Genomic DNA, 25708 nt, shown 5'->3' on the forward strand with positions numbered 1-25708 from the left:
TTATGACAGGGAGTATATACAAAAAGACCTGAGGTGTGTTGTGATTTCGGATACATATAAATACTAAATAAACAGATAAACAGATTGTTTGGGTATTGAAAATATATAACATTTTTGCGGATTTTTAATTTGCTGTAAATCAGGATGTCATACGAGTCGTTTTTTCCTCTACGAGAATCGCTTCGTTTCTCTACGGAGATTGGGTCGAAACTCTACGAGAAACGAGGCGTTTCTCACCGAGGAATAAACTGAATATTTATAAAATACAACAATTGGTATCAATATGATAAACGGAAACAATTATCAAATGTTATGAAAATAGAAAATGAAGTCGGAAATGGAATCTTTATTAGATATATATTCTTTATAAATAGTTGATTTTAGTAGAGGAGTATACGAAGATTCTATTTATCAAAAGAGGGTTATTTACTGAATATTCCTAATGAATGGAAGTTTATACGAGAAAGCTAAAAAGAATATTTTTGATTGTTTTTTCAGTAATTCAGTAAAAAAGCCATTCCCATATTTGAGGATGGCTTTTTCCTGGAAAATGATAAAGCTTTAGAATTACTCACAAAGTGGTACTTTATAGCCTATTATCAATAATTCATTAAAGCGGTATCTTATTTCTGAAATATTTCCGGGTACTTTCTTATAAAATAAACCGGAGTACAACTCCATGCATGGCAATAGCTATTAAGAGGGTAAAAATCGTAAGGTGAAATAAAATCATTATCCGGATCGTATGCTTCCCAAAATGTGTCTGCACCTTTGTTTATCATTCCTCCCCAGTATTTGATCAAAGCGTCTTTTGCTTCATTGTTCATGCCGCAATTGATTAGTGATTGAATGTAAAAATGATACATATAAGGAGTTCCCGGATAACAAACTCCAGGTATGGTATTCAGGGCTGCAAGTGCTTTTTTACCTTCTGCTTTTGTGGCAATTCCGCTTAATATCATCCATATCTGTGAGGCATAAGAAATCTGTTTGTCTCCAAGACCCACAAACACTCCTGCCTTTTTGTCGTACAGGTTTTTACGTGCAGCTTTTGTCATTTTATCGGCTAAAGCCGGAATATCTGCTACTTCTTTTTCCTTGCCGAGTAATTGTGCCAGTTTGTAAGACTCTCTGAGTGCAAATACAGCTATGCCTTGTGTTGCCACTTCCTTGTATAAATCTTCTTTCCAGTCGAAGAATACCCACCACTCTTCATTTAGCTTTTCAAAGTCCATTAAACCATCTGATTTGACATATGTGCGGACAATATCTAATTGTCTTTTGGCCACTGGCCATAAATCCTCGGCTGTTTCTTTATCATTTGTTGCTTCCAGATAGTCTTTTAAGCTTGCATTATAGAGTAAGGCATATTCGTAAAGAAACTGTTTGTCCTGTGCCCGTGGTACAGGATTTTCGATTATTGTAGCTAATAGGTATCCATTCATATCACTTAATCCGGCTAATAGATATAGACACCGTTTGGTCAAATCATGTTGTTTGAACGAATAGTTATTTCCCAACGCCTCCAGATATAAATCGCCGATCCAAAGGCGTTGATCTCTTTTGGGACCATCTTCATAAACCGTTTGCATACATTCTTTTAGTGTATTTAAACTAACTTCATCTATTTTTCTTATCATTGGATCTACAGAGAGAGGTAGGCTTTCCGGTTTGTTCTTTGCTGAAGTCCGGGCAAGACATTTTATATCGTAAATATTGAAATCATAGTAAGGAGAACTGCCTAATAATTCTATTTTTACATACCGGAAAGAAAGCCGGCGTGAAATATTTACCGTTTCAGGAACGTACATTACCGAAACGATTTCATCCTGAAGCCATCCCCTGCTCAATATTCCGGGATAAGGATCGAAAGGGACGGATACTTCTGCCGGAACCTCTCCGAATGTTAATTTAAATTTCAGAGGCCCGTCGGCAGCCAGTCCTGTGGACCTGACGGAGAAGCTGAAGTTTCCGGTCATGTGTTCTCCGAAATCAATAATAACTTCTTTCTTTTCTCTGAAAGGTGTGTTGTATAAGGAGTCGATCGGATTAACATTCAATACTTTCCATTTCTGAAACGAATGATTGTCGGGAATGATATTAACTACTTTCAAAGGCCTTTTTTCTGTGATTATAAGTTTTGGTTTATATTGTTCTGCTTTTTGAAGCCATTGATTACGAGTGTTTTCGTAATAATTTTGTGCCAGACAAAAAGATGCGGGAAAAAACAGTAATAAACTGAATAAAACGAATTTTTTCATATTAATATTCGTATTAATTTTTTGTATGAATAATAAATTTTCCTGTTTGATTTAGAGTTTAATCTTCTTTGGTAACTCCTTCTTCAAATGTCTACTAATATTTTTAGCCCATAATTCTCCTAATATTTTAGCTCCTACAGCATTTGGATGGAGATAGAACGTACCGGAGTTGCCATTCTCGGCAACAAAATACTTCGTTGCCTTTCTTTTAAAAAGGTTGTAACCATCGCGGTCTCCTGTCAGTATATATGCTTTTTCTTTTGCCAGGGCATCGAGGACCGGAGTATAGGTTTGTAAACGGTTGAGGCCTTCTTTGAGATAAGTTGCAGCATTATGCGTATTGGGACTATACCACAATGGACGATGCAGTACGAAGTAGCTTCCCGGGTAACGATTATGTAGACTATCTATGATTACTCTCAGATTTTCCTTGTATTTTTCTGGGGAGACTGGTGCGCCATTAGTTCCTTTTATCGCACTATCATTTGTCCCGAGCATAATAGAGAATATAAGCAGATTTCTATCTTCTCTATATAATGTATCGGCTGCCTGAATCACCGTTTGATACAATGTTTTTGACTCAGGAAGAAAATCAACGGTTGTTTTTCCACTGCAGGCACAATTTGCATAGCCGACTTTGTAGCCGTCAATCTGCAATTTATTTACAGTCTTTACTGGAGGAGCTTCTGATCCGGGGTTTATCAGGTTGGCTCCGTAAGTAATACTGTTTCCTATGAAAACAATATTAATTTTTATATCAGAAGTTTGAGCCAATAAATTGACTGTAAACATTAAGAATAAAAATGCAAGGCTGTTTTGTTTCATTATTACCCTGTTATAAGATTATAGACTCTGTATGGATTTTTATTTCTTTGTTATCGCTCCGCTCCTTATTGATACGATAGAATTGTTATTTGGTTCTTCCTTATATGTTACATTTATGAATGTTGGATTGGCCACATTGTCGAACCAGAAAGCCGGACGAATCTCATTTCCCTGATACGTTAAATTTACATTCTCAAATGTGATGTTACGTACATTATTAATAAACCATCCCCAGCAAGGCAATGCCCGTGCATCAACTTCAGGCTGTTGGATTTCAATGTTTTTTAATGCCGGATTGTCGCTGCCTACATAGTCTATCGATATATCGCGAAAGGTCACATTGTCGAAGATTCCACCTCTCCAGCTTTCGATAGAAGAAGCGTATTTGTTTATTCTGGTCGCTTTTACCCGTTCAGTAATGATATTGTTTGCATCATTACCTTCGTTCAGTATAAACATAAAAGGATTGTTTACATTGTCGATCGTTATATCGTGGATATGTACATCCTCTATTTTGCCGCTTGCTTTTCCCCATCCTCCGGGTTGTAGCAGAATAGCTGAAAGCATATTTGTACGCCTTAACTCTTTTGATGTGCGGTGTGGATATTTTCCGGGTCCCTGAAATGTACAATTGGATATAGTAAGGCCTGTAGCTGGCATAATCATACGAATTCCATTGCAGGAAGTATTTAAATAACAGTCGGTAATAACCATATTCTCCCAAAATCCTCCGGCAATGGCATCATCTCCTGTCTGAAACTTACAATTACGTATAATTATATTTTTGCCACCCCGTATATGGATACCGTCCCAACCTTCATTCATCTCGAGGTTGTGGAATACTGCATTTTGTATTTCGTATGCCATAAGGGCATAGTTTGCAGCACAGTTAACGGTGATATTATTTATTGAAAAGTTCTTCGATTCGCCTATGATAATAGTATGAGGACCTCTCATTTTCTCTTCACCATTGGGATCATACACATGGCTACCATCAACTGTTCCGTTACCTTCTATCGAGAAGTTACTTATTCCTGATGCCAATATTAATACTTTATTCCAGTTAGCGTCTTTAGAGCTGTTTGCATTGTCACCACCTTCGCCGCTGTCGTACTTACTCAAGTCTTTGGATGGTATATAAGACTCGTATTCACTAACTACATCGGTTCCTTTCAATACTGCTTCATCGTCAAGGTAAAGGGTAATATTACTTTTTAAACGGATGGTTCCACTTAAAAATTTTCCTTTTGGAATTAATACAGTACCCCCTCCTTTACTGGAACAATCTTCGATAGCTGCATTTATAGCTTTTGTATTAATTGTTTTTCCGTCGCCTTTTGCCCCATATTTACGGATATCATATGTGTTTTTTTGAGATGCGGGGACACTTGCATATGAAATACACAGAGCTGGTAGCAAGAAAAAAAGAATGGAGTATCTCCTGATTTTATTGGTTTTCATGTTATTCTTTTTATTATGGTTATTCGTTTTACTTTATTTCTTTATTTAAGTTCCTGATGATAAAAAGCAGGTCCTCTTTGGTCTTTCCATATCCGGTAGGTATTAAAAACCATTTCTGGTTATACTCTATACTTTGATTTGGAGCAAGTGAAATATATTCTCCATGATTTTCGAGTTCGATGTATTTCCCGTCCGGAGCTATAAAAAACTCTACTTCACCTTGCCCGGGTGGGGTATCCTTAACCTGAATATCGGGGAAACATTTTACAAAAAGTATATTTTTATAATAATGGGCCATCCATCCTTCTTTAGCTGTACTAAACAGCTTTTGTGCCGGCATATTTTCTTCCTTAACGAAAGGAAACCATAAAATACCATTTTCGATATAGGTTGTCGGTATTCCTGGTTTATTTATTTGGTCGTCTTTTTCTCCAATCGGAAAGAAGCTTAATCCTCCTGATACACGCGAAACATCCCAGGGAGCCAATTTTCGTATTTTATCCGATGTGTTTTTTATTTTATAGTTGATATATATGGAAGTATCGGCTACCGAGATTGAAAATTCTTTTGTAATACAAATATTTGTATTGTCAATCTGGCTTGTCATAGATAACTTTTCCTCATCGATCCGGACTTCATAGGGTAATTTGTCTATGGCCGGACAAGGAGGCCAATAATTAGCCTGGGGTGAAAGCCAGAAAGTAGCTCCATAATAAACAGGATTTACAGCATCCGTTGTCAGTAATTCGCTTTCTCCCCTTCGGAATGAGACGATACGTCCTCCGGTTTCAGCTGATACGCTGAATGACAAATCTCCTAATGATAAGGTGTATACATTTTCTGTACACCTTATGGTATGGTTATTGTGACCTTTTGCGATAGTCGGTACCAAAAATACTAAAAGGACAATATATTTTGTAGCCTTACTGTTCATCCCATCTGTTTGGTATGGTTAATATAAATTCATTGGTAGAAGGTTGTGCTCCCATCTCAAATTCGAGTTTACCTCCTTTTACTATATCTTGATGCGTGATATACAACTTGTTATATTTTTCTCCGTTTAGCTTTATTGATTGAATGTAAATATTTTCCTTCGACAGGTTATGGGCTTCTATGGTAAAGGTGTTGGCTCCGATTTTCAAATCCGCTTTATCGAGCATCGGTTTTCCGAAAACATATACTCCTCCGGCAGGATTTACCGGATAAAAGCCCATTGCACTGTATACATACCAGGCTGACATTTGTCCGCAGTCTTCATTGCCGCACAAACCGTCTGGTTGAGTAGTGTATAATGTAGTCATTATTTCGTGAACTTTTTCCTGGGTTTTATGCGGCTGTCCTGCATAATTATATAAATAGGCTACATGGTGGCTTGGCTCATTTCCATGTGCATATTGCCCTATCAACCCTGTAATATCTATCGGCACATCGTGTCCTGACATATCGGTAGGTACCGAGAATAATTTGTCCAGTGCTTCGGCAAAAGTGTTTTTATCACCATGTAGCGCGATTAATCCCTCTACATCGTGTGGAACAAAAAAGGAGTATTGCCACGAATTTCCTTCCACCCAGTCGCACTCGCCATAAGATGAATAGAACGGGTCGAACGGACGGCGAAATTTCCCTTTTGACGAGAAGCCATTCATTAACTTATATTCTTTGTCAAAATAGGTTTTGTAAGTGGCAGCTCGTTTCATAAAGTATTTGTAGTCGTCATTTCTTTTCAGATCTTTTGCAATTTGAGCTATACACCAGTCATCGTAACAATACTCTAAAGAAGTAGATACGGACTTATTATATTTATCATAAGGGATATATCCGTATTGTTTTAATTCTTTGACGCCAAATTCATCCTGCATAGCCGAAGCCTTCATTGCCTCATAGGCCTTTTCTACGTTATAACCCCTGATTCCTTTAAAGTAAGCATCTACAATTACAGGAATGGAATGATAGCCTATCATACAGTTTGTTTCGCTCGACCATAACGACCACACAGGCAATAAACCATATTCGTCGTATTGCGCGAGCATGGAATTAATTATATCGTTTGTTTTATCGGGTGTTATTAGTGTAAGCAATGGATTCTGGGCCCGGAAAGTATCCCATAACGACATTACTGTATAATTTGAAAAATCTTGGGTCGTATGAACTTTTTTATCTGAACCCAGATACTCACCATTCACATCATTGTAAAGACAAGGAGCCAAAAGTGAATGATAGAATGCTGTATAAAATATGTTTTTTGTTTCCTCTGGTGCACTTACGGCTATTGTCGATAGTTTACTTCTCCATTCAGCTTGTGTTTTAGCCAATACTTCATCGAAATTCCAATCAGGAATCTCGTTAGATAGATTTTTAAGGGCATTTTCGATACTGACTGCCGATATGCCAACTTTTATAAGTACTTTTTCATTTTGTTTTGTCTCGAAATTAAGGATCGCTTTTATATTTTTACCTTCCGCTCTTTTATCTTCTATAATCATGTCGTCTGTGACAACATTCGCAGATTGAAAAGGCTTTGATACCTGCATAGCGAAAAATAATTGTTGGTTACTCCAATATTTTTCGCCTGGCTCTCCCCATCCTTTTGTTTTTCGTTGTCCGGTAATTGTGTTATTGTTTATAACTTCTAATGATGTATAAATGACAGAATCGGTAGAGAAATGATGTGATAAGTCAAGAATTATATGGGAATTTATATTTTCCGGGAATGTATATCTATGAATACCGCAACGGGGTGATACTGTCAGTTCAGCCATTATATCATAGTCTTTCAGATTGACTTTGTAATATCCGGGAGAGGCCCATTCTTCATCATGTGAGAAACGAGAACGGTAACCCCAGTCAGGATTTTCTTTTGTTCCTGCCTGTAGTTTTACATCCCCGACAAAAGGCATCAGCATAACATCCATAAGGTCTGAACGTCCCGTGCCCGATAAATGGGTATGGGAAAATCCTATTATTGAATTGTCGGAATAGTGGTATCCCGAACACCAGTCCCATCCTTCCAATCCGGTATCGGGACTTAGCTGAACCATCCCGAAGGGGGATGTTGCTCCGGGAAAAGTATGCCCATGCCCTGCTGTTCCTATAAACGGATTGACATAATTTAAAATATCGTCCTTAAATGCCTTTTTATCTTTTGATGAATTGCATCCTACAACAAGTACAGCTACAAGCAGGATTAATGTATATTTTCTCATATTTTTAGGTATATATTGTTATTGACGTTATTCAGAATTGATAGATGATTATCTTTATTCGGGGTAGTAAGTCGACACTTTGTTATCGTGTAGATCTGTACCTCCGTCAATGGTTACACTTCTTCGAAACTTATTTTCCTTTATTGGTACAAAGTTTAGCCAGCTCTGGTTGTCACTGGTTACTGCATTCGATAATTTGCTTTCTCCGTTTCCATTGAAAGCGGAAACTGCATACTCCAGAATACCTTTTCCAACATTAGTGTCTGTAAATTGGCTTTCGGAACCTTTGTATATTAGTTTGTATTCGCCATTCTTACTTCTTCTATACAATCTGTATTCATTGCATCCAAGTACTTTTCCCCAATTCAGAGTATATTGCTTGTCTTCTTTTTTAAGTTTTAAGCCATCGGGGAAGTACGGTTTTTCTGAAGTAAAATATACCGGATATATTACCGATGGTTTACTTCTATTCTCTTTGTTTAAGGCATATACACGGACATAACCTTTTCTTTCGTTTGCTGTGGGTTTTATAAGGATCGAATTTTCCTTTTGTTCCTTATATAGTTTCCAGGTTTTGCCTTGGTCGGTACTGTATTCGTAGCAATAACTTTGTGCGCTTTGTACTGGATATACCGAAAACTTAACATACCCTTTCTCATTTGAGGTATATTTTACTTGTGGCTGAACCAAATCGGGTAGACCTTTTGTCAGATTCCAAATATGTTTTCCTTTTGGGAAACGAACGGTCATTTGGTTATTTTTTATAAATGCCTTTTGTTTGATACCGTCTATATAGAAAGATACTGAAACAGGTGCAGAGGTCCAGGAAAAGATAACCTCTTCATCGTCCATGGAGTAAAACTCTCCTTTAATATTATCCGGGCTTGTGAATACTGCACTAAGTCCTGCATCCGTACTTTGTGGTCTGATTTCAAATTGGCTGTTTCCGATTTTGCTTCCGTGAAAAATAGCCATTTCTTGTTGTCCCGGTATATTCCGTATAAAACCCGCAGTTCCCGAGAATATAATGTTGTTTTCATCTACGTCGATAGGTTTATCGATCCGAAATATATAATCCTCATTTCCTTCGGGAGAAGTGATAATACATCCGTAGGGTTTTGCCGTATTTTTGTATCCTTTTTTGTGGGAAACGAATGTCAGGAAATCTCCTGTTCCGTCAAACCAGATTCCTTTTGTTCTGACTGCTGTCAGTTTTATAACATCCGGATTAGTATCCCAGAAAACGTATCCGGGGCCTCCGCCTTTTATGTTTTGCAATTCAGGAAAATCATCTTCCAAATGCGTAAACCAACTAAAGCGGCTTGCTATGTTCTGATTATATACATCGTCATAAATGAGGAAGTAATCGCTGCCCAACAGCATGATACTGCGGCTTTGATACTCCGGCCACGAATACTTGCTATCCTGCGATGCGGTGATTTCGGCAAATTGTCCAACACCAAGGTTGTACATCGGACGTGTCAGTTCATTTCTGCCTATTGCCTTGAAGCGTTCATCTTTGAACACTCCAAAACCTGTCGACATATCGGTATCCTGTAAACGCCGGTCGCCAATGTCTTCCTTATCGTTGTTACTGTACGATTTACCGTTAGCGTAAAAATAGATTGTACCGCAACCGCCTTCTCCTACAATTCCCCAACGATAGTTAGGCCCATTATCCAATTGCCCTAAATGAATGGATAATTCATCATCTGTATTCACTCCGGCACGTAGCACAATCCCATATCCGGTTATTTTGGTACTTTCTAATATGGGCGGTGTACCGGTATCTTTTGTGTCAAGTGGATACATAAGCCTGAAAGAATTGGCTTCCCTGCTATAAATTTCTGTGTCCTCGTCTTCGGGACGGGAAACATACCGTATGTTTTCAGATAACAGCGGATCATAGTTTTCCAGCTCTTTTCCTAAAAGCCAATATCCGTTTGGTGGCTGCCTTCTGATAGCATGTGCACCCTGTGGGGGAAATATTCTGGATGGTGCCATTTCGGGAGTCACAACTCCCCAATATAGCATACCGTCTAATCGTCCTTGCTCGTTTTTATAGAAGTCCAGTGATTCGCCATTGAAAGGAGCCGAAAGCGAATTGAGGACAAAAGAACCTACCATGGCCATCTCTTTATTTGCCATCCGCTTTTTTCCATCCAGATAATGCTGCATGAGGTAATTAGCACGTAAAGAGGGCCTTAAATTTGCCCAAAGATAGGTACTTATATTTTCCGTCCATCTACCTCCGATAGCATTCCATTCTTTCACATCGGGACGTACGTGATGTTGGGTGTTCAGATCGATATATTTCTCGAACATATCCGCCCATTCTGAAGCCTTCGGATGTGCGGGAAACAGGTATGATGCGAATGCCGGAACGGATTTTACATCACTTAGGAAATTCGGATGTCCGCTTAGCATGTGTTTCATCGGCATATATTCTTCACCAGCTGCAATGTAGGCATGTACTAAGAACATGGCGATCATTCGTTTCCTTTGATCCTGGCTCATTTGTGGCATAAGTGCATTCATCATACACACATATTCCTCGTAAAACAGACGTGAAGATGTAGGCCCATATCCACTATTCTGACAAGGTCCACTCATTGGCAATTCGTTCGAAAAATGTCCGTAGAAAAAACGTTGCTCGAATTCTTTAGGTGTCATGTTCTTATCATTTTCAAAAATAACTTCTTGTACAGGAAGTGAATCCGGATAAGTCAAACACCAGTTTTTTACTACGTTCAGATCTAATGTACTATATCTATTTTGTAGGAATGAGTTATACGATTGCTGTCCCATTGCCACTTTATAATGTGTTCCGTCGGGATTTGATATTGGCTGCGTAAGTTTTTCCAGGTTATTCATGTGATCGATATCCTTTTGATGCGGATAAAAACTCAAAGCAGAAGTACGTGTTCCGTTAACCAATGGATAAGACCATCTTAATAAAGAATTGTTGTAGTATAATTTTATGCTTAATTCTTGTGTATCTATCCATATCGGATATTTATAGCTGTTCCAACCTTCCAGGTCTTTTACGAACAACCCGACGGATTGGTTGTCTTTTTCGTCCCAGAATACGGATGATGTGACGTTGGTTTCGGCAGGCCAGTTTCCGAAAATCCCTACTTCAAATGGCATTTTTCCATCGTTGGATATCGACTCTGTAATTCCATGGTGTGAGTTTAGCCTGGTCAGGTCGATTTTTTCCCAGTCATATCTCTCAAATCCCAGTGCATTTACTTTGGGACCACCATAAGGATGGTTAGGAGCTTGCCGATGGGTAGGTGAAAAATTACTCCACTCCATATTGAACGAGTAATGATTCGTTTCGGAGAAACCGCTCATTTCTTCTTTTAGTTCTATGAAGTCGTAGTTATGCACACATTTTACATATGCTTTGTACTTTTCGCCTGAAGAAAAAGTGTATTGAAGTTCAAACTCGGTAAACAAATCGCCGGATGAAATTATTTTTGTTTCGAGTTTTATATCCGAGTGTTGCTTGATATTGAAAAACGATTTTCCGATCCATTCTTGCTTATCTTTAGATATGCTATAAATCGGACCAGATATATTTGCTCCATTTTGTGAAGCTGGTATCATAACAGAGAACTTATTCGTGGTAACCTGATAGTAATTTCCTTTTTTCTCAATATTTATGTTGTTGGTAGTTTGAGGTATTCCTTTTTGTAGTGCGAATGCATGTTTTTTCCCTGAGGGCAAGTCGGTCATAAAATGTAACTGGGCTTTTATGCTTCCTGATTCGAGTGTTTCGATATCTGATAATTGAAAAGGAATTCGATTGTTGGTTTCCTCGTTGATTAACACCAGTTCCGTTTTGGAAATACGGCTGTCAAAAATAATTTCATAGGTCAACAAGGTCGTTGGCCACCAATACAGAGGATGAGACAGATGGTCTTCGACTATGATTGTTGCTTTACCCTCTTTAAATAAGAGGGTATTGCCACTGGAGGCATGGGCCGATATAAATATCAATATAAAAGTAACAATAGAAAAGAAGTGTTTCATCGGTATTATATTATTAAAAGATATGCTGAAAAATTGAATTTGTTACAAATTTAGGTGTTTAATTGTTTTTCGGCTTAAATAAAACAAATATAAAGTATATACAAAAAGGAGGCAAAATGTGAACAATAATTTTATGATGTTGAATAATAGTGTGTTACGTGTGGATAACAAATTAATCAGCCTTGTAAAATTATGTCGTTTGACACTTTTTGCACGAAAAAAAAACATATATTTGCGCTGATCTTTCATATAAAAGATGCTTGGCTGACTTTGCTATCGTGCCTACCTTATAAGTTAGGCAGATAAAATATAAATACCATGTTTAGATGAGGATTAGACAAATCCAGTTATACTATGATAAAAAAAATCTTTTTCAGATGAAGAGAAGAATAAGCCAGTCTGTTAAGTATCAATCACAATAAATAATAAATTATGAGTAAGTTTTTGGGAGTCAAATTGAATTTGGTATTATTTTTAATACTATTAGTAAATGTTACACATGCAAAACATGCTGGTTTTGCTGCACCCGATGCCATTGTTATTTCCAATGAAGTTCGTTTTACTATACTAACATCGGGTACCATCCGAATGGAGTGGGATAGTCTGTCTCATTTTAACGATGATGCTTCTTTTATTTTTATAAACCGGAATCTGCCAGTACCGCAGTATACTAAAAAAGAGAAAGGTGGATGGCTTATCATCACGACAGACAAATTGGAGTTGAAATATAAAATCAATTCTGGAAAATTCACAGATAAAAATGTGCAGATAAAATATCTGGATAAGATTGATGCCTTCTTATGGAAACCGGGAATGAAGCAAAAAAATAATTTGAAAGGGACCTCGCGTACTTTGGATGCTCATGATGGTGAAACCCATATTCATTCGCCGGAAGGCAGTAATAAACTGCAACTGGAAGATGGTTTGCTGGCGACTGATGGCTGGACTATTATTGATGATTCGCAATCACTTTTGTTTGATGATAGCGATTGGGCATGGGTAAAAGAAAGGGAACGAAAGAACAGCCAGGACTGGTATTTCTTTGGATATGGGAAAAATTATAAATCTGTTTTGTACGATTATAGTCTTATTGCAGGTAAAGTACCACTTCCTCCCCGTTATGCTTTTGGGTATTGGTGGTCTCGTTTTTGGAGTTACTCTGATAATGAGATGAGGGAATTGGTTCATAATTTTGAGAAATATGACATCCCTTTGGATGTATTGGTAGTTGATATGAATTGGCATTATACAGATAGTCTTTATATTGCTCCTAAAGATGAGTTTGGGGAAAGAGCACATTGGACCGGATGGACATGGAACAAACGATTATTTCCCAACCCTGGTAATTTTTTATCATGGGTAAAAAGTAAGAACCTGCAAACAACTTTGAATCTTCATCCTGCATCTGGGATTGCCCCTTACGAGGCTCCATATAAAGAATTTGCAAAAAAAATGAAATTTGATATTTCGCTAAATAAAAATATTCCTTTCGAAGGTTCAAATAAGGAATTTATGAAAACCTTGTTTGATGTAGTGTTGCATCCAATGGAAAAGGAAGGCGTTGATTTCTGGTGGATAGACTGGCAGCAGTGGATATATGATAAGAAAATAAAGACATTGAATAATACGTGGTGGATTAATTATGTGTTTTTTTCGGATATGGAACGAAATTCCGAAAAACGTCCGTTGATATATCATCGCTGGGGAGGGTTGGGCAATCATCGTTATCAGATCGGATTTTCGGGAGATGCTATCATTTCTTGGAAATCGTTAGCTTATCAACCCTATTTCACAAATTCGGCATCAAATGTATTGTATGGTTATTGGAGTCATGATATAGGAGGGCATACATTCAGAACGGACAACGATCATAAAACAGCAGGAAACAACTATCTGGAGCCGGAACTTTTTACCCGTTGGATGCAATATGGTGCCCTAAGTCCTATTTTTAGAACACATTCTACGAAGAATTCTGTTCTTAATAAGGAATTATGGAATTTCAGAGGTGAATATTTCGATGCATTACTGGCCAGTATTCATTTAAGGTATCAGCTGGTACCCTATATTTATACAATGGCGAGAAAAAACTATGATGAAGGTATATCTTTGTGCCGTCCGATGTATTACGATTATCCCCGTCATGAAAATTCGTATCGGTATAAGACTCAGTATATGTTTGGTGACGATATTTTAGTAGCTCCTATAGGTGAAGCTATGATTGACGGTAAATCTAATGTAAGAGTTTGGTTACCGGAGGGTGATAACTGGTTCGAATGGCATACCGGAACAATGCTTTCGGGTGGACAAGAGGTTTCCCGTGAGTTCACAATAGAGGAATATCCTATTTATATCAAAGCCGGAGCTATTATTCCGATGTATGTTGGCGCTAAAAATTTATCGGTTGAGCCGGAAAATATGATGCTTGGAGTTTTTGCCCATTCTAACGACGAATGCTTTATTTATGAAGATGCAGGTGATAGCAAGGATTACGATAAATCATTTTCTAAAACAGAAGTAAGGTCTACGTATAATGACAGAATCCAGACCCTCACCATTTATCCGCGGCAAGGTGAATATAAAGGTATGCCTGCAAATAAGAAATATACAATCAAACTTTATGGGGTGGAGATGCCCGAAAAAATATTAATCAACGGGCATGAAATCAATTACTCATTAACTCCTCAGGAAAATACCTGGGCTTATGTCGGGAAAGACTTATCAGTAGAAATTTATCTTCCCCTAACCAATTGTAATAATGTACAATGTGTAAGTGTTTTTTATAATAAGCAAAAGGAAACAGATGTAAATAGAGGGTTTGTCAAACAATTCAGGGAATTTGGGAAGTCAGTGACAAAGATGAAATATAAAAATGCACGTTGGGAAACGACGGATATTATAGGTCTCTGTGAGTCGACCAATCTGATAATACAGTATGAACCTGAGAAGTTTTATGAACATATCCAATCGTTTGAAGAAAATATTGGCGAAGCTTATAAGCAGTTAAATACGCTGTTGAATGAATAATAAATTCCGGGGCGGTTTGTAATTTAATGAAATAGATGCAGTCGCATTTATTTGGCTTGTTTGTTGTTTGGAACTCGAAAAACAATTATCTTTGAAAAAAATAAGATTTCTAATAGTATGAACGAAGTAAAGGGACAAGGGTATGTAAAGGAAATAATCGAGGAATATAATATTCGGTTAAAATCTTGGGGGCATTCTGATACATGGAATCTTAATCAATTCAAGACATTGGAGAACATGCTTCTTGAAGTTACCCGAATAAACGTAAATGCCAATACCTTAAAGCGATTTTTCCAGCAACGCACGAGCAATCCGCAGTTAGCAACCAAAGAAGCACTTTGTATTTTCCTCGGATATAAAGGATATACGGACTTTGTTATGAAAAAAACAAAGCAAGAGGCGGTTGATCTTATACCGGAAGAAAATGATGAGGAGCAGGATACTGAAAATCTTGAAAAAGAACAAACCGCATCCGGGAAAAATAGAATCGGTCAATATTCGAAAGGAATATCCAACCATATAAAGAGACGGAATAAGCGTTATTTTTATATGGTGTTGTTTTTTATGATTATTATCGCCGGATATTTCCTTTATAAATATAAATTAAAGGATATGTATATCGATTATTTGATTTCAAAGATCGAGTTCTCAGTATCACGGGTAAGAGGGACATCTCCTTTAACTGTAACGTTTTCATACGATATTCCTTCTCCGGTTTTCGATGAAATAACGATTGTATATAAAGAAGCCAACGGTGATATATTGGAAAGGAAGCTGTTAAAAGGTTCACATTCGGTGAATACAACTTATATTTATGAAGGAGAAAGTTTTTGTTATTTAAAATATAAAGATAAAGAAATAAGAAAGATTTTATTGCAAAGCCGTAAATCAGGATGGTCTGTATCCGTTAGGGAGGAACGAAAAAATATATATAAAACTTTTCCTATTAGTCAGGCACTAAACGATGATGGTTATGTTAGCCTGCCATTTGATAGCATTCCGTTAGATGCTCAATCTAACCATATATTTGTCAGCTATATATTTTATAAGGAAAATCTGGTGAATGGTGACAATTTTATTTTTGAGGCAAAAGTTCGTAATTCAGCAAAGGAATATGCAATACCTTGTGGTGACATTATGATGTACATAAGTTCGGATACTGGAGTACATGGTTTTGCTATGAACGAAAATTGTTATGCTTATATTAAGTTTGTCAGTGGAGAGAACGAAATCAAGGGAGATCAGTATAGTTTGCAGCAATTCGATTTTAATCCTTCGCAGTGGCACGTAATGAAGATAAAGGTTATTGATAAAAAAACAACATTCTACGTAGACGGAAAGGCTGTACTTAATATGGGCTATAACAACTTACTCGGATTTGCTAATGAGCTTATTCTACGATTTAAAGGTTGCGGGGCTGTAGACTGGGTGAAAATATCTAAGCCTGATGGAGAATTAGTGTATGAAGAAAATTTCAATGAAGAATTTCATTAACTGTAATTACTTAAAATAGCTGATTAATAAATATACTTATAAAAGGAGGTCATTTAATTATGACCTCCTTTTTGATTTGTAAGATATTGATTTTTAATTCAATATGTTTTTGTTCGTATTTTGTTTGTACTTTATCTTCATTTTATGGGTATTTAGAAGGTTTTGCAATGACGCAGGGCAATTACTTTTGCAAATAACCTAACAAATGCATTAGTTATCTTGAATTATTTAAATTAATATTCTACTACCATATGAAGAAAAACAAAATGTGGATTTACTTTTTTGTGCTGAGTCTTTTTTTTCCTGTAAAAGTAATCTCTCAGCAGTTTAAAGAATCTCCGGTCGTTACCGTTCGGAAAATTGGCGACAAACTTATAAGAGAAACTCCTTTCGCATACAAACTGGATTTGTTTTGTCAGTCCGATAAATTCAATTACCTCAAGTTTGTCGATTTTGGGCGAACCTTTGGACAAGGATATGGAGCTGTAGGATATGCTTATACGCAAATGTCCTTTCCAAAAGATACAACTATATGTGTGCAAATAGAACACAACGATGCTTGTAAAATATGGTGTAACGGAAATCTTGTATATGAAAAATACGGTAAACGTGATGTAGCGATAGTAAAAGAAGAGAGAAGTCTTGAAATGTCGTTTTCATTTAATTTGCCTCTAAAAAAAGGAAATAATGATATCCTGATAAAATCTGAGTCGTTCGGTGGAAAAGAATGGTGTGTATTTATACAGCCGCCGAGTGAGAAAGATGCAGTATTTACCGTAAGTCCGCAATATCCTGAAATAGGATTGAAAAATGTGAAGAATATAGATGAAAAAGTATCTGGTCTTACCAATTGGTTAGTGATCGGTCCTTTTGCTCCTGATATTAATAATGTATACGAACCAGAAGAAGAGTTTATTTTCGGACACATGTATGCCGGACTTGATGGGGCTGTTACATGGACAATACCCAAGGTGGAGTTGTTGGGAAAAATGATTGATCCCGCACCTTGGGGGACAACCTATCAATGGAATTATCATAATGGTGGTGTTGCCTGGGCTATGCAGCAGTTAACCGAGTTAACCCATGATGATAGATATAATCAATGGGCTGTTGATTTTTGTGATTATCAGATGGAGGGATTACCTTTTGTCGATTATCAGGTAAATAACTTAAAAGCATACTTCAATTCTGCCAATTCGCTGGTTATCGGTTCAACATTACTTGATTTTACATTAGCACCCTCTCTGCCTCTCATATATCGTCTTCGAAACGAACCAGATTTTAAAAACCGGGAAATCTATAAAACATTTATAGATAAAATGATCGAGTATGCACGTTTCGGTCAGATAAGAAGTAAGGGGATGACCAATTACACCCGCACAACTCCTGAAGAATTCACAGTATGGGTAGACGATATGTTTATGGGGATTCCTTTTCTGATACAGGCCGGATTATATGCTGATTCGCCCGAATTACAGAAAGTATTTTTTGACGATGCAGCAAGTCAGATCATTGATTTTACTAAGCATGTTTGGGATAAAGATGCAAAACTATATATGCATGCTAATTATACATCACGTCCTGAAATAAAACTTCCTCATTGGTCGCGGGCAAACGGCTGGGCCATATGGGCTATGTCGGATGTATTGATGTATTTGCCTAAAAAACATCCGAAGTACAAACAGATACTCAATCAATATATTACATTTGTAAAAGAGTTAATTAAGTATCAGGATAATTTGGGCTTTTGGCATAATGTTATAGACAGAAGCGATTCTCCTTCTGAAGTGTCGGGGACAGCTATTTTTACAATGGCTATGGCACGTGGGGTAAGATATGGATGGTTGGATAAGAAAACATATATGCCTGTTGTTCTGAAAGGTTGGGAGGCGATATCATCGGAAATAGAAGATGATGGAACTGTACATAAAATCTGTGTAGGAACGATGTGTACCGAAGATGTGGAATATTATGTAAACCGTCCGTTTTATGACGATGACACACATGGCTCTTTTGCTGTAATATTTGCTGGGATAGAGGTTCAACGAATGATAGATTCCGATAAGAAATAAGAATTAAAATACTATGAAATTGAATGTCAATATTTTACAGAAGTGGATGATTTCATTTTCAATCCTTTTCTTTTTTTACGGTGCTACATCTTTTGCTCAAATGAAAGCACCTCAAGATTGGCTTGGATATGAAGAAGTGATGGGCGTAAAAAATAACTTACGTTATTACGATTTCGATGTCACCCTGATAGAATCAACGGCCCCGGCAAATGTGTTCTGGCCTGGGGATAACATTGATTTTAAATTTCAACTCGTAAATAATACACAGAAAGTGATAGATACAGATGCCCGTATACATATTATCCGGTATGGAACAAAAGGTATTCCTAATGATATCTGGTTACCGAAGATAGTAAAACTTGATTATGAAAAAATCATTCCGGCCCATATTTTGATTTCTCCCAATGGATATACGAATATATCAGTATCGGTAGATGATATCAAAGATTACGGAGGTTATGCTGTGGTTTTTGACTTAGGAGAAAATGGTAGGAGGCTGGGAACAAGTTTTGCTTACAGCATAAAACCATCTCCGGTAAAAATGCAATATCCGAAACAGTCATTAGATGATTTAGGTGTTGATTTTCTTAGTCGGGTGGGAGTGCAGTCCATACGCCACGCTATTCCGTTTATACCGACAACAGATCCCGAGTATCAGAAATATATGCAGGATTTCACCAGCGAAATGCGAAAGTATATGGATAATAACATTACTGTGATGTTGATGTTTGGCGAAGGGCGTACTGCGACATCTATACCATTAGGAACTACACGTCCTCATCTTGACGAGAACGGACATTTCCTGCGAACCAAACAAGATCTTGCATGGATGCCCGGTCTGGATGAAGATTTTAAAAAATATGTAAAAGAGATCTGTTTGAAATTCGGCTGGCCGAAAGGACCAGTTACTGCCGTTTGCCTGTGGAATGAACCGTGGGAAGGAGCGTCTATATCGGGTTGGCAAGCTGATATGATACGTTATAACGAGAAATATAAGAAAATGGCAGAGGGCGTAATAGAGGCCCGGAAAGAAGGTATTGATGTGTTGGTCGGAGGTGGAGATTCTAATTCGAATGCTTTGGATAAATTCTTCGCTGATGGTACCATGGATATATTGCCTATATTCGATTTTCTCTCTATTCATTACCAGGGAATAGAGGCACCGGTACTATATCCCGAATGGAACAACAGGAAAGATTATAAAGGACGTGTGAAAATATGGGATACGGAAAGCTGGGTAGGAAATACCGATGATCGTATTGGACTAGTGGTTGCTACTAATCGCTCGAGCGGATACGATCGTTCGATGGGTATTTTCGGTGGTTATATGTATTCAGGCGAACCAAGTCGTTCGGCTCGTACCACGACTATTCGTACTGAAATGGGTACGGAAACCATTCCGAAGTTACACAATACATGGTCTACTGCCGCTGCTATGGGTGCTGTACAAAGTCTTATAGGCGAACGTGAATTTAGGGAAATACTTTTTAAGAACGGATTACCGTGGGTGATGGTGTTTGATGGTTATGATGACAATAAAGAAGATGGAACAGTTGTTATAGCCGGAGATCTGGGTGATGCGTTTGGACCCGAACATGTCCTTTTCCGTAACGTTCGGAGCCTGACAAATACTGCGAAAAGGGTGGAGTGGAAACGACGGCTTAAAACCTTGTCACGCGGTAGTGAGGAATATCGGGCTATAGAAAAGGAATTGAGTACTTATTATCCGATTACTGATGGAAAGATGATAATAAAAGCTGATCCGGCATTTTTATTGTATGATTTTTATGGAAATAAAATAGCCCCGTATAAGGGGGTATATGAAGTACCGCTTAATTATCAAGGTTACTACCTTCGGGTAAATGGGAAGAGAGGTTCTTTTGATAAATTGATTACAGCAATCAAGAAATCAAGAATTGAAGGCTACGAACCTTTGGAAATCATACCAAAAGATTTTATAAGTCCCATTACTGAAAATCCCGAAATGGAATTACAGTTAACTAATATCCTCAACCGACCTGTAAAAGGGATGTTGAAGTTAAACTTTGACGGTTTGAAAGTTTCTTATCCCGAGAATCTTTCTTTTAAGGCATATGAAACCAAAATTGTGAAAGTAAAAGTCGTTGAAGGAGAGCCCAATATAGAGAATAAGTACCCGCTGGAGGTTCATTTCGATGCCGATAAAGACGGCATTGCTGTACATTGGGAAGATATGCACGTAAATTTAATAGCGAAAAGAAGTATTGTTGTAGACGGAAAACTGAACGATTGGTCGGGAGTCATTCCTCAGACCATAGAGACTTCAAAAGCCAGTGTCTCCCTTACCGAAGCAGCATGGCATCCGTATCAGCAATTTGATTTGAATGCTGAAGGATTTGCCCAAACATATATGGCCTATGATAATAAATATTTCTACTTTGCAGCAAAGGTTGCAGATAATACTCCGCATAAAGGTACAATACGTTTTGAAACTCGTGATGACGATGAGTATTTCTACCCTGATACGGCCTATATGCAAACCATATATGCAATGAAATCGACTATGGTTACTACACAAGTATCCGAATCCAACCAAAGTGCATTACAATTGCCATCGGGAAAAGGACGTGTAATGAATTATATAGAAAATATATCTACTACCCAATCCATTGGTATGGATTTCGACTTGCCAAAAGACAAATATACCCGCACCTCTTTCTATTTCCCGAGTATTAATCAGAATGGAGTATCTGTAACTGTTTATGACAAGAATAGCGGTAAAGAACTATTGACTACAAAAATAGATAAACTTTGGAACGGTACATTTCTGACACTTGATTTGTCGGGTAATGTGCGTGTGCGTTGCTCAGCTTATGGATGGTGGTATACAACCAAACTGGCGGGAGTTTTCTTCGATTCATCGGACAATAAGGTAAATACAGCCAGAACAGAAGCATCTGTAATCCTTATTGGCAAAGATTTTGATACGATTGGAAACTGGATTGGTAGGTATGGAAAAACCGGTTATTATCTGGTCGGTTCAGACTCGTCATTACCATCGGATATAGCGTGTAATATTGTTTCCCAGGATGACTTAGTACCTTTGGCATGGCCCGAAAAGGTTCGTCGGTTTACATATAGAAAAAGACCGGTGTTACCCGATGGTGTAAATGGCATTTCGACAGATAACATCCTTATTGCGTTCAATGTGATACCTGTCGGAGAAGATGGGATGGAAGCATATCCCAAGGGAACCATGCCTCGCTATATCGGCTATAAATGTACCGATTATGAATATGCCCTCAATACGGTAGCTCCCGAATATGGTGGAGGATATGAAATATGGAGAATGCTTGTTCCCGGTATGCCTCGCAAGCATTTTTATCCACGTCAACCCAAATCACCTTACGATGGAGCTGTGAAAGATGGTAAGTTGATCGTTCTTCGTGAGGGCAATACACTTTATTATGAGTGTGCGATACCCTGGTCGGAATTACCGGATGTGAAAAAAGCAATTGACAAAGGAGAAAAAATAAAATTCTCGGCACGTATCAATAACGACACAGCTGGCGCGGCTTGTATGGAAATAGCCAAAGAGCGCAGTGTATCAAAAATAAACTCGAGAGCATTTCATCCTGATTGGAAAGAACATTGGGCGAATGAAGTGGAATTCGGAGTTGAAAAATAAATTATTTATCCAACAGCATTTTACAGTAAAAATGAGAAAGCAGATAATAACGATATTATTAGCCGGTATCTTTTCCTGTGCATTCTCACAAGAACAGGAATTGCCGCTTCCGCCCAACGGAAGTCCGGCTTATGATACTCATATAATAGGATTTGGACTGAACGAATTTGAGAATCCTCTGATAAACAGTATTAACAGGGAGCCTTATGGTGCCACGTCCATTTCGTTTTCTTCAGAAGAAGAAGCATTGCAGGTAAACGTAAATACATCTTCCCGTTATAAATCGCTGAACGGACAATGGAAATTTAAGTTCATAACAGACTGGGGAAATCTTCCTGCTGATTTTATGAAGGTTGGTTTTGATGAGTCTTCGTGGGACAATATCTCCGTTCCTTCCACCTGGGAAATGCTGGGGTATGGCAAACAGGTCTATTGTGGACAGGGATATGATTTCCGCCCCATAGATCCGCCTTTTGTACCTCGGAAAGATAATCACATCGGGTTGTATCGGAAAACATTTACAGTACCTTCCGACTGGAGTGACCAAGATGTATTAATCCATTTTTCTGGGGTGAGAGGAGCTTTTTATTTGTATATCAATGGAAAGAAAGTTGGATACAATGAAGATGGTGGTACTTTGCCCTCAGTTTTTAATATAAGTTCTTATCTGGAAAAAGGAGAAAACCAATTGGCTGTTCAGGTATTAAGATGGAGTGACGGTTCCTATTTGGAAGATCAGGATCAATGGCGTTTCCATGGTATTTGCCGGAATGTTTATTTGGAAACACGCCCGGATGTTTTTATTCAGGACTTTGCAGTAATAACTGACTTAGATAAAGATTATAAAGACGCTAAATTGCGGATACGCCCTTTTATTTCCGGGAAAAACATTGATATATCAGGATGGGTACTTGAAGCCAGATTGTACACTTCGGATGGTACTCCTGATCCGAATGTACATATGTCTATACCTGCACAAACTATCAGGGATGAAAAATATCAGAAAAACTATGTATTGTCCAAATATTTGGAAGCCGATGTTAAAGCTCCGTTGCTTTGGTCATCCGAAATACCTAACTTATATACAATAGTCCTAACCTTGAAAGATAGTAAAGGTAATATCGTAGAAGCAAGAAGTTCCCGTATCGGATTTCGCAATGTGGAGGTTAAAAACGGAGAACTATACGTTAATGGTAAACGGGAATATGTATATGGAGTAAATAGGCATGAACATGATGCCTGGTATGGAAAAACAATTCCTTATGAAAGAATGGTAGAGGATGTACGGTTAATGAAGCAGTTTGGGTTCAATTCAGTACGTACTTCCCATTATCCTACCGATCCTGTATTTTACGACCTTTGCGATGAATATGGCATTTACGTAATGGATGAGGCAAATGTTGAAACATGTGGTGCAGATGCAGAACTATCGAATAATGAGTTGTGGCTTTTTGCTCAGTTGGAACGTGTGACCGGTATGGTGAAGAGAGATAAAAACCATCCTTCTATCATTTTCTGGTCATTGGGAAATGAATCAGGGGTTGGATATAACAATGCTGCACGGGCATCATGGGTGAAAGATTACGATCCCACACGCCTGATACATTTTGAGGCTTATCTGCATAACGGTGGATCACGTCAGTATGGCTATGGACTCGATTTTATGAAAACGAATCGTCCTGCGGTTAATCCACCGGAACCTCCTGCTGTTGATGTTGTAAGTACGATGTACCCTTCGGTAGAAGGTATAATCAAATTGGCTACACAAGAGGGAGAAACACGTCCGGTTATGATGTGCGAATATGCACATGCGAAAGGAAATGCTTTAGGCAATCATCAGGAATACTGGAATGCTGTAAAAAAATATCCCCGGCTGATTGGAGGCTATATCTGGGACTGGGTAGACCAAAGTCTTATCCGGAAAGATAGTCTCACCGGCAAAGAATATTTTTCTTCGATAAATGGTACGAATGGACTAATTTTTGCTGACAGGAAACCGAAACCTGCCTTATATGAATGTAAGAAGATATATCAGCAGATAAATTTCGAATTGAAGAATAACGAATTATTTGTTAAAAACGAGTATAATTACCTCCCGCTGTCGTCTTTCGATTTTTCGTGGAAGCTGATGAATAATGGCAAGGTTATAAAAGAAGGAATATTGAGAGAGCTGGATGCTCTTCCGCAATCAGTTTCTAAGGCGAAGATTAATGTTGATTATTCTGACTTAAAAGGTGAAGTTGTATTAGAGGTGAATGCTTATCTCAAAGAAAATACGGTGTGGGCTTCTAAAGGATTTGAAATTGCATTTGAACAATTCATATTGCAAGAGGCCAATATGGAACTGACCGACGGAGGTGAAGGCGAAAACAGTAAATTGAATGTTCAGAAAAAAGAAAATGAAATAAGAATTTATAACGATAATCTTGATGTGACATTTAATCGAAAGTCCGGTTTTTTACAGAACTGGTTGATTGAAGGGAAGGAATTCCTGCAAAAAGGTCCGCAACTCAACTTGTGGCGTGCCCCTACACAAAATGACGGAGGCTATAATCCGGAAGGAAATGAGATTTCCCGCCAGTGGGTAGAAGCCGGATTAGATTGTCTTCAGCATACACTGAAATCATTTAAGCAAACGCAGAGTAAGGATGGCTCGATTATTATCATGACGAACTATCGGGCTCAGAAAACAGGGAATAAAAAGTATGTGGATTATACAACCACCTATACAGTCTATCCATCTGGGAAAATTCAGGTAGATACAGAACTCCGACCTTATGGAAATATTGTAAGTTTTCCACGCGTAGGATATACAATGACAGTAAAAGAGGGCCGTGAAAACTTTTCATGGTATGGATATGGGCCTTTCGATTCTTATAATGATAGGCATTCCGGTGCTCGTTTAGGTATCTTTTCCGGATCTGTGGATGAACAATTTACGCATCATACTTATCCGCAAGAAAATGGAAATAAATATCGTTGTTTATGGGCTTCCCTATCAGATGATAACGGGATAGGACTTATTGCTGAAGGCAAACCTTATATAGAGACAAGCGTGATGCATTACTCGCTTGAAAATTTGTCGCAGGCCGAAAATGAAAATCAGCTGAAATATACAGATAATGTTACATGGAATATTGATTATAAAACTTATCCCATAGGAAATAGGAGTTGTGGTCCTCCTCCTTTGGAAAAATATATTCTTTTTGCCAAACCTGTATCGTTTAGTTTTTGCATTTATCCAATACGAAAATAATAAATAGTCTTTTGGGAAAAAGCTAAATCAGATACTTCATTGGTGAGGAATAGAAATATTTTTCAATGGATATCCCGGGAAGTTACCAGGGGGAACGATCAACTACTGTGTAGTAGTTGACTAGCCTTCCAGTTGTTTTGAAAGCAGACAGGTTTTGAATAAAAAGGAGCCTAGTCTGCTTTTTATTCGATCATTCATTTAGACTTTTCTCCATTCTTTATCTTATTTTGCGTGAATACATACTGGATATTCCTATCCGGGTCTCTTGTCTTTCTTGTTGTACTGCTCTTTATTTGTTAATTACACATTATTAGGCTTCTGTGCAAAGTTTGAACTCTTTTTGTTTCTGTTTTCTACTCGTTTTGACATCTCCTCTGATTCACGGTGTCGCTATATTTGTGAATCTA

General features: G+C 37.9%; 11 protein-coding genes. 5 read left to right on the forward strand and 6 right to left on the reverse strand.

Translation table 11 applies throughout. The features are described 5' to 3' along the window. Window positions 1-623: 623 nt before the first annotated feature. From QX565_RS02780 to QX565_RS02805, 6 genes are read right to left on the reverse strand one after another with little or no spacing between them, the layout of a single operon-like run. On the reverse strand, window positions 624-2261 hold the full coding sequence (locus QX565_RS02780) for an alpha-L-rhamnosidase-related protein (protein ID WP_289291149.1): 1638 nt from the start codon (window positions 2259-2261) through the stop codon (window positions 624-626). A 51-nt stretch (window positions 2262-2312) separates the two neighbouring features. Further along, window positions 2313-3086 carry a GDSL-type esterase/lipase family protein gene (locus QX565_RS02785; RefSeq protein WP_289291151.1) on the reverse strand — a complete coding sequence of 258 codons (774 nt, stop codon included), beginning with the start codon at window positions 3084-3086 and terminating at the stop codon, window positions 2313-2315. Window positions 3087-3125: 39 nt separating this feature from the next. Beyond that, the gene (locus QX565_RS02790; RefSeq protein WP_221648497.1) at window positions 3126-4547 is read right to left on the reverse strand and encodes a glycoside hydrolase family 28 protein; all 1422 of its coding nucleotides are present in this window, start codon (window positions 4545-4547) and stop codon (window positions 3126-3128) included. A gap of 28 nt (window positions 4548-4575) precedes the next feature. Next, entirely contained in the window at window positions 4576-5481 is a 906-nt protein-coding gene (locus tag QX565_RS02795) for a DUF4380 domain-containing protein (RefSeq protein ID WP_221648498.1), read from the reverse strand. Next, window positions 5471-7750 carry a GH92 family glycosyl hydrolase gene (locus QX565_RS02800; protein ID WP_289291155.1) on the reverse strand — a complete coding sequence of 760 codons (2280 nt, stop codon included), beginning with the start codon at window positions 7748-7750 and terminating at the stop codon, window positions 5471-5473. Before QX565_RS02800 ends, QX565_RS02795 begins: the two co-directional genes overlap by 11 nt. A gap of 54 nt (window positions 7751-7804) precedes the next feature. After that, window positions 7805-11788 (reverse strand): hypothetical protein, encoded by a 3984-nt coding sequence (locus tag QX565_RS02805; RefSeq protein ID WP_289291157.1) that lies wholly within the window; start codon window positions 11786-11788, stop codon window positions 7805-7807. A gap of 432 nt (window positions 11789-12220) precedes the next feature. On the opposite strand from QX565_RS02805, the gene QX565_RS02810 reads away from it, so the two are divergent. The 5 genes from QX565_RS02810 (at window position 12221) to QX565_RS02830 (ending at window position 25301) form a co-directional block, all read left to right on the forward strand. Further along, complete coding sequence (locus QX565_RS02810) at window positions 12221-14812, forward strand: glycoside hydrolase family 31 protein (RefSeq protein ID WP_289291159.1); 2592 nt, start codon at window positions 12221-12223, stop codon at window positions 14810-14812. A gap of 117 nt (window positions 14813-14929) precedes the next feature. Then, window positions 14930-16306, forward strand: coding sequence for a hypothetical protein (locus QX565_RS02815; RefSeq protein WP_221648502.1), 1377 nt, complete (start codon window positions 14930-14932; stop codon window positions 16304-16306). A 251-nt stretch (window positions 16307-16557) separates the two neighbouring features. Continuing rightward, the gene (locus QX565_RS02820; RefSeq protein ID WP_289291162.1) at window positions 16558-18378 is read left to right on the forward strand and encodes a glycoside hydrolase family 88/105 protein; all 1821 of its coding nucleotides are present in this window, start codon (window positions 16558-16560) and stop codon (window positions 18376-18378) included. Between the two features lie 13 nt (window positions 18379-18391). Beyond that, window positions 18392-22045: a DOMON domain-containing protein gene (locus tag QX565_RS02825; protein ID WP_289291164.1), complete on the forward strand. Its 3654-nt coding sequence runs from the start codon at window positions 18392-18394 to the stop codon at window positions 22043-22045. 31 nt (window positions 22046-22076) lie between these two features. Further along, window positions 22077-25301: a glycoside hydrolase family 2 TIM barrel-domain containing protein gene (locus QX565_RS02830; protein WP_289291166.1), complete on the forward strand. Its 3225-nt coding sequence runs from the start codon at window positions 22077-22079 to the stop codon at window positions 25299-25301. The last annotated feature ends 407 nt before the right edge of the window (window positions 25302-25708 follow it).

This window comes from Bacteroides sp. 41_26, from assembly GCF_949740115.1.
Lineage (GTDB): Bacteria > Bacteroidota > Bacteroidia > Bacteroidales > Bacteroidaceae > Bacteroides > Bacteroides nordii.